General features: G+C 64.2%; 6 protein-coding genes and 1 pseudogene. 3 read left to right on the top strand and 4 right to left on the bottom strand.

Annotated elements, in window-relative coordinates; genetic code table 11:
- Positions 1–46: 46 nt before the first annotated feature.
- The 3 genes from VMJ11_RS20085 to VMJ11_RS20095 form a co-directional block, all read right to left on the bottom strand.
- Positions 47–658, bottom strand: a complete 612-nt coding sequence (locus tag VMJ11_RS20085) for a hypothetical protein (protein WP_325621132.1) — start codon at positions 656–658, stop codon at positions 47–49.
- Between the two features lie 316 nt (positions 659–974).
- Positions 975–1,427: a hypothetical protein gene (locus tag VMJ11_RS20090; RefSeq protein ID WP_325621133.1), complete on the bottom strand. Its 453-nt coding sequence runs from the start codon at positions 1,425–1,427 to the stop codon at positions 975–977.
- A 72-nt stretch (positions 1,428–1,499) separates the two neighbouring features.
- Entirely contained in the window at positions 1,500–2,345 is an 846-nt protein-coding gene (locus VMJ11_RS20095; RefSeq protein WP_325621134.1) for a hypothetical protein, read from the bottom strand.
- Between the two features lie 520 nt (positions 2,346–2,865).
- Between VMJ11_RS20095 and istA the strand changes: the two genes are divergently transcribed.
- From istA to VMJ11_RS20110, 3 genes are read left to right on the top strand one after another with little or no spacing between them, the layout of a single operon-like run.
- The gene (istA, locus tag VMJ11_RS20100; protein WP_422662187.1) at positions 2,866–4,434 is read left to right on the top strand and encodes an IS21 family transposase; all 1,569 of its coding nucleotides are present in this window, start codon (positions 2,866–2,868) and stop codon (positions 4,432–4,434) included.
- Positions 4,409–5,194: an IS21-like element helper ATPase IstB gene (gene istB / locus VMJ11_RS20105; protein WP_325621135.1), complete on the top strand. Its 786-nt coding sequence runs from the start codon at positions 4,409–4,411 to the stop codon at positions 5,192–5,194. The genes istA and istB overlap by 26 nt, the downstream gene beginning before the upstream one ends.
- Complete coding sequence (locus VMJ11_RS20110; protein ID WP_325621136.1) at positions 5,194–5,412, top strand: hypothetical protein; 219 nt, start codon at positions 5,194–5,196, stop codon at positions 5,410–5,412. The genes istB and VMJ11_RS20110 overlap by 1 nt, the downstream gene beginning before the upstream one ends.
- 117 nt (positions 5,413–5,529) lie before the next feature.
- On the opposite strand, the pseudogene VMJ11_RS20115 reads toward VMJ11_RS20110, so the two are convergent.
- Positions 5,530–5,967 (bottom strand): annotated as a pseudogene (locus VMJ11_RS20115) (type VI secretion system baseplate subunit TssF); the annotation flags it as partial.
- Positions 5,968–6,072: the final 105 nt, after the last annotated feature.

Raw genomic sequence — 6,072 nt, forward strand, 5'->3', positions numbered from 1 at the left:
GAAAAAAAGATCGGCCGGAAGGCCGCCGGGATCACGCCCGGGCGGGTCAGTCAAGCCCGAGCGAACCGTTGCGAACGAAGCTGGAAATCGCTTCGGTAAACGAGTCCGGAAGTGCGATCCAGGATGCGTGGATACGCCCGATGGGCGCGTGGGGTGTCTGGTCAAGACTGTTGACCAGCCGTTCTCCGAGTGTGCCGAGGACCAGTGCACGCCAGTGTGGCAGTAGCGGTAGCGGACTGAGCTGTTCGATCAGGGACCAGGTGCGGGATTCGAGTGACTCGACGTCGCGCGCCTGGGTTTCGCGGTCGATCAGCAGCCACGCTGAGCCGGCGGCCTTCGACGGATTGAGAAGCGCTTCGTCATAGATCCATGTGTGAACGAGATTGCCGAACAGGTTGTCCTTCGGCAGGCGGCCGCTGTACTTGTCGAGCCGCCGTGGATCGCCGACGGGAACTGCGGCCAGTGTCTGACCGGTGTCGGGATCGAGCAGGGTGATCTGGCGGACACTGCCTTCCTGGATACCCAGATGCAGCGACGCGTAGAGTTGCTGGACGGCGCCATCACGGCCGAATGCGGAAATGAAGGCGAGTTCGCCATCGGGGGCACGCACGCAGGCATCGACGAAGATGTCCTGCAGTTCCTTGACGGGATACAGCATGGGTTGCTCCAGCATGAATGTCCGGAGCACCTGCCGGGTGCTGGCCCGGACGGGTTGAGGGGAAATTCCGGGGCTTCCTGAAGGAAGCCGCAGCCGCGCAGACCAAGGCGCCGGAAAGAGGCTGCGGGGGACAACGGAAGGTGTCGCGTAACGGGCGACGACGGGTCGGCTACCGGCAGACCAGCGGGGTATGCATGCTGTGAGTCGGGACCACGGAAACCGCTTTCCCCGAACGTCGCTCGTGACGCCCCGGGAAAGCGCCCTGGACAGGGCGCATAAGAGATTGAGATGCGGGATTGAAATGAGCGCCGGCCGGTCAGCAGGCTGTCAGCGTTTCCAGCAGCGCGCGAAGCTCACGCGCCTGGCCAACCGTGAGGGTCATCGTCAGCAGGGCATCGGGATGCCACGTCCTGATCGACGTTGCGAGAGGCAGCCGGCTGTCGACAAGGCGGACCAGTGCGAGGAGGCATGGAGCAGCGCTCCGCAGCTTCGAGGCGGCGACCGATTGATGGGCGGGCGGCCAGGTGTCGACCGGCGTGGCATCGAACTGCACGCTTTGCCCGTCGATCTCTTCATCGTCGTCGTAGAGCAGCGGTCTGTCGGGCGTATCGTCCCAGAGCGTACCGGCCTTGTATGCCGCATGTGCTATCGCACACGCAGCGCCGGAGTTCGCCGCCCGGATGCCGACGACAATCCGGTGTGTGCGATCGAGGCTGTAGCCCACCATGAAGGCGGGAAGCGGTTGCGCGGTAAGCGGTGTGTCAGTCATGGTGCATGTCCTGTCATCACGGAACCCGCCCCTGCGGGGCAAGGCCCCGCGGGGTTGAAGAAGGGATCCGGTCTAGCGGATCGTGACGATGCGGCCAAGATTCGGGCCGGGTGTGAAGTCGATGCCAGCGATCGTTGGAACGAACCGGTCGCGCATCAGGATCGTGGTCCGGATGTCGCCCTTGTCGGTTTCCTCGACCTGGACCTCCTGTTCCTTCTGCTTGATGGTGTCGCCGCGGATCAGCAGGCGCGTGCCGTCGGTGCCGGTCACCACACCGGTGATCTGGCCGGCCGCAAGCGCCAGGGCGAGATGCCAGTCGGACAGGTCGCGCAGCGGCCGGCGCGGCACGACTGCCTTCGAAGCGAACGTCGTGGCGAACTGCGGCCAGAGTGTGGCGCCCTGCAGGCGTTCCAGTTCGTGCTCAAGCTGCGGCGCATCGATCCGGGTAGACATGAACGCGTGCTCGCCGGCGGTCGAAGGAATGCAATACGGCGCTGCCGTCCAGTGCTCGGGTAGTTCCGGTGGCAACTCGCCTTCGGTGATACGGGCGAGGCGTGTCGCCAGTGCACTGTCCACGCCATCGGCACGCCGTTTGACACCGAAGAGGACGATCTGTTTGAACGTCTGGTCGGGCGTGTCGATAGCGGTCAGTTTCCGCGCTTTTTGGGCGGCGTCATATAGCGGCGTCGCGGCCTGAAGCGAACAATCCAGATAGTGGAAGCAGCGAATGTGCTGCGAGTGGCATGACGGCGATGCAGGTCGCGGCGTAGGGAGCCCGGAGGGCGACTGGAGACGCGCCCTGCATCGCGTCGCGGTAGCGACGTGGTAGAAAGGCGTTTGCCAAGGAAGAACAACAGGCGCGATGCCGGCCTCAACTGCCAGGTCCAGTCCGGCACCGCGCCTCCACAGGGTATCCATTTGGCTGGCCTGATGGCCGGCCGGAGAGCCACGTGAGCTGCCAGTATCGCACTGCTCGCACGGCCCGTCGATCTCACTGGCCCCCTCTCTTTGGCGTTCCAGGGGGAACCGCCAATGCAGCCGCCTACGGGCCGCCTGTACCTGTGCGCCCGCTGTCGGGCGCAGGTCTTCATCTGTCGCCAGTGTGACCGCGGCAATCGATACTGCTGCGACTGCGCCGCCCACGCACGCCGCGACAGCGTTCGCGAAGCCGGACAACGCTACCAGCTCTCCCGCCGCGGACGCTTTGCGCATGCTGCACGCGCACGGCGCTATCGGGCCCGCCGTCAATTTGTGACGCATCACGGTTCACCAGACTTCCCCGACGATGGTGTACTGCAACCGGACCGCGACGACGCCGTTGCACTCGCCAACGCCGCCGTTCGCCCGGCGGCGCCGCCTCAGTTGAACTGCCGTTTCTGCGGCACCTTGCTCTCGCCTCTGGTACGAACCGGCTTCGTGCGCCGTCGTGGTCCCCGTCATGTTCGCCCCGAAGGCGTTGCCTTCGGCCGTCGTTCTGATTGCGGAGACCGCGATGACGATTCCGGTTGAGCTCGAGACGCAGATACTGCGCCTCTACCACGTCGAGAAGTGGCCCTGCGGCACCATCGCGAAGCAGTTGCACGTGCACCGCGAGACGGTACAGCGTGTGCTCGCCAGCGCCGGTCTACCGCGATACGGCCCGACGCCGAAGCCTTCCATGATCGAGCCTTACCTGCCGTTCATCCGGCAGACGCTGGAGAAGTATCCAACGCTCACAGGCAGCCGCCTGTACGTGATGGTGCGTGAGCGTGGCTACAAGGGAGCGCGGGATCACTTCCGGCACATGCTCGCGCTGCATCGCCCACGCAAGCCTGCCGAGGCCTTCCTGCGGCTGCGCACCTTGCCTGGCGAGCAGGCCCAGGTTGACTGGGGCCACTTCGGATATATCGAAATCGGCCGCGCGCGCCGGCCATTGATGGCCTTCGTGATGGTGCTCTCATACTCGCGCGACATCTACCTGCGCTTCTTCCTTGACGCCCGCATGGAGAACTTCCTGCGCGGGCACATCGGCGCCTTCAACACATGGTGTGGACTGCCAAGGGTTCTGCTCTACGACAACCTGAAGTCGGCGGTACTCGAGCGCGTCGGCGATGCGATCCGCTTCCATCCGACGCTGCTCGCGTTTGCCGGCCATTACCACTTCGAGCCCCGACCAGTTGCCATCGCACGGGGCAATGAAAAAGGGCGCGTGGAGCGTGCGATTCGCCATGTTCGCGAAGCCTTCTTCGCCGCGCGAAAGTTTGCTGACCTCGACGACCTGAATGCGCAGGCCGAGCAATGGTGCAGAACGCAGGCGGCCGACCGCCCGTGCCCCGAGGATCGCGCGATGACCGTGCGTGAGACGTTTGCCCGTGAGCAGCCGTTGTTGTTGCCCCTGCCCGATAACCCGTTCCCGGTCGAAGAGCACATGGCCGTGAAAGTCGGCAAAACGCCCTACGTGAGGTTCGACCTTAACGACTACACGATACCCCACACGCACGTGCGCCGAACGCTGAGCGTTCGTGCGGACCTCAACCAGGTTCGCGTGTTCGACGGTGCCGAAATGATCGCCAGCCACCGGCGCAGCTACGACCGGGCGGAGCAGATCGAAGACCCGCAGCACCTGAAGACGCTGGAGCAGTTCAAACGGGAAGCGCGTCAACACCGCGGCATCAACAGCCTGACGCGCACCGTGCCCTCCTGCCAGATCCTGCTGATGCGTGCGGCCGAGCGCGGCGCGAATATCGGCGGGCTCACGACCTCACTGCTTCGCCTGCTTGATCGCTACGGTGCTGTCGAACTGCAGGCGGCCGTCGAGGACGCCTTGCGCGCGGGATCGGCGCATACGAACACGGTGCGGGCCGCACTGGAACGCCGCCGCGTGGCGCGAGGGGCACCACCACCCGTCGCCATGAATCTGCCGGAGCATGTGCGACGGAAGGATGCGCCCGTGCAGCCCCACCGGCTCGACACCTACGATCAACTGAGAACGGAGGAAGGCGATGACGTCGACCACGATCAACACTGAAGTCCTGCGTCTGCGCGCGAAGGCGCTGCGTCTGAATGGCCTCGTCGAGCACTGGACCGAAATCGATGGAGCCACATGGCTCGCGCCGCTGCTGCAATGGGAAGAGGACGAGCGCGCGCACCGTTCGCTGCAGCGGCGCATCCGGGCAGCGAAACTGGGGAAGTTCAAGGCGATGGCCGACTTCGACTGGAACTGGCCCGCGAGAATCGATCGTGCGGCGGTCGAGGACCTGATGTCGCTGACATTCCTCGCCGACGCGACTAACGTCGTGTTCATCGGCCCGAACGGCGTAGGAAAGTCGACGCTCGCACAGAATGTGGCGCACCACGCGCTCATCCAGGGGCACACGGTGCTGTTCAAGTCGGCCAGCGAGATGCTTGGTGAGCTCGCGGCACTCGACAGTGATTCGGCGCTGCGCCGGCGTCTGCGCCACTACGCAACACCGGACATACTGCTGATCGACGAGGTCGGCTACCTGTCGTACTCGAATCGCCACGCTGACCTCCTGTTCGAGCTCATCAGCCGGCGGTATGAGGCCCGTTCGACCATCGTCACAACCAATAAGCCGTTCGCGGAATGGTCGGAAGTGTTCCCCAACGCGGCCTGTGTCGTCTCGCTGGTCGACCGCCTTGTGCATCGCGCCGAGGTGATCTCGATCGAGGGCGAATCGTACCGCCTCAAGGAAGCCCGTGAGCGCAACGAGGCACGTGCCCGGCAGCGCAAGACGCGCAAGCCTGCTACGAAGAAGGAAATGGTGTGATGAGCCGCCCATTGCTGCCATCCGGGCGCCGGCGCGGCTTGCTATTCGTCGTGCCGGACGACTGGACGCCCGAGCAGGCGCTCGCCGTGTTCGAACTGCTCGAAGATCTGCTCGCCGTCGTGACCGACTTCTACGGCGCTCAGCTCCACGAACTGCTGCGCGAGCAGCGATCCACTCCAGAGAGCGCGCGTGCTCGCAAACGCGATCCACCGTTCTAAAGCGAGCAACCACAGCATCAACACGAAGGGGCCTCGTAGGCCCCTTTGTACTTGAGAGAATCACTCTGACCTGCGCCGCCCAAAAAGCGCGGATTTACGCCGCCGTCAACAGCCGGCACTGGCCGACTTCAGTTGCAGCGGCAGCAGATCCACTGGCCACGTAGTGCGGTAGGTGCATCGGGTGCCTTCCGGGCCAATCGGATCAGAGCGTACCTCGATATCTGCCGGAATCGTCTCGCGCTTCTGCAGCGTGCCGAAGTCGGGGACGAGCTCAAGGATGGAGAGCGAGGGGAGCGTGCGCAGATAGTGTGGCCAGAGCAGGCTCACCAGGGCATCGGTAATCTCCGGCAGTTCGTCATCGAGTTTCTGGCGCAGGCGCCCGATCAGGAAGGCGAAGCCTTCGAACAGCCGTTCGACGTAGGGGTCGCGTTCGCCCACCCGATCGAGATTGAGCATCCGTGCGCGGTCCGGATTGGCTTTCGCGAACTCCCGACCGGCTTCGGTCAGGTAGCGCATCTCAGATTCGTAATAGCGCAGCGTGGAATCATCGTCCATCTGGTATTCCTGGGGTATTTTTTATAGAACGGCGACGGCCCGGGCAGGATCGAGGACGGTCATTTCATGGCCGAGTTTTTCGATCTGGCGGGTGATGGCCGGCTT

Origin of the sequence: Paraburkholderia sp., assembly GCF_035501035.1 — a bacterium.
Classification (GTDB): domain Bacteria; phylum Pseudomonadota; class Gammaproteobacteria; order Burkholderiales; family Burkholderiaceae; genus Paraburkholderia.

Bases quoted from the DNA above. Each gene is read 5' to 3' on its own strand.
- istA (WP_422662187.1), top strand. From the start codon at position 2,866: ATGTTCGCCCCGAAGGCGTTGCCTTCGGCCGTCGTTCTGATTGCGGAG.
- VMJ11_RS20095 (WP_325621134.1), bottom strand. From the start codon at position 2,345: ATGGATACCCTGTGGAGGCGCGGTGCCGGACTGGACCTGGCAGTTGAG.
- istB (WP_325621135.1), top strand. From the start codon at position 4,409: ATGACGTCGACCACGATCAACACTGAAGTCCTGCGTCTGCGCGCGAAG.
- VMJ11_RS20110 (WP_325621136.1), top strand. From the start codon at position 5,194: ATGAGCCGCCCATTGCTGCCATCCGGGCGCCGGCGCGGCTTGCTATTC.
- VMJ11_RS20085 (WP_325621132.1), bottom strand. From the start codon at position 658: ATGCTGTATCCCGTCAAGGAACTGCAGGACATCTTCGTCGATGCCTGC.
- VMJ11_RS20090 (WP_325621133.1), bottom strand. From the start codon at position 1,427: ATGACTGACACACCGCTTACCGCGCAACCGCTTCCCGCCTTCATGGTG.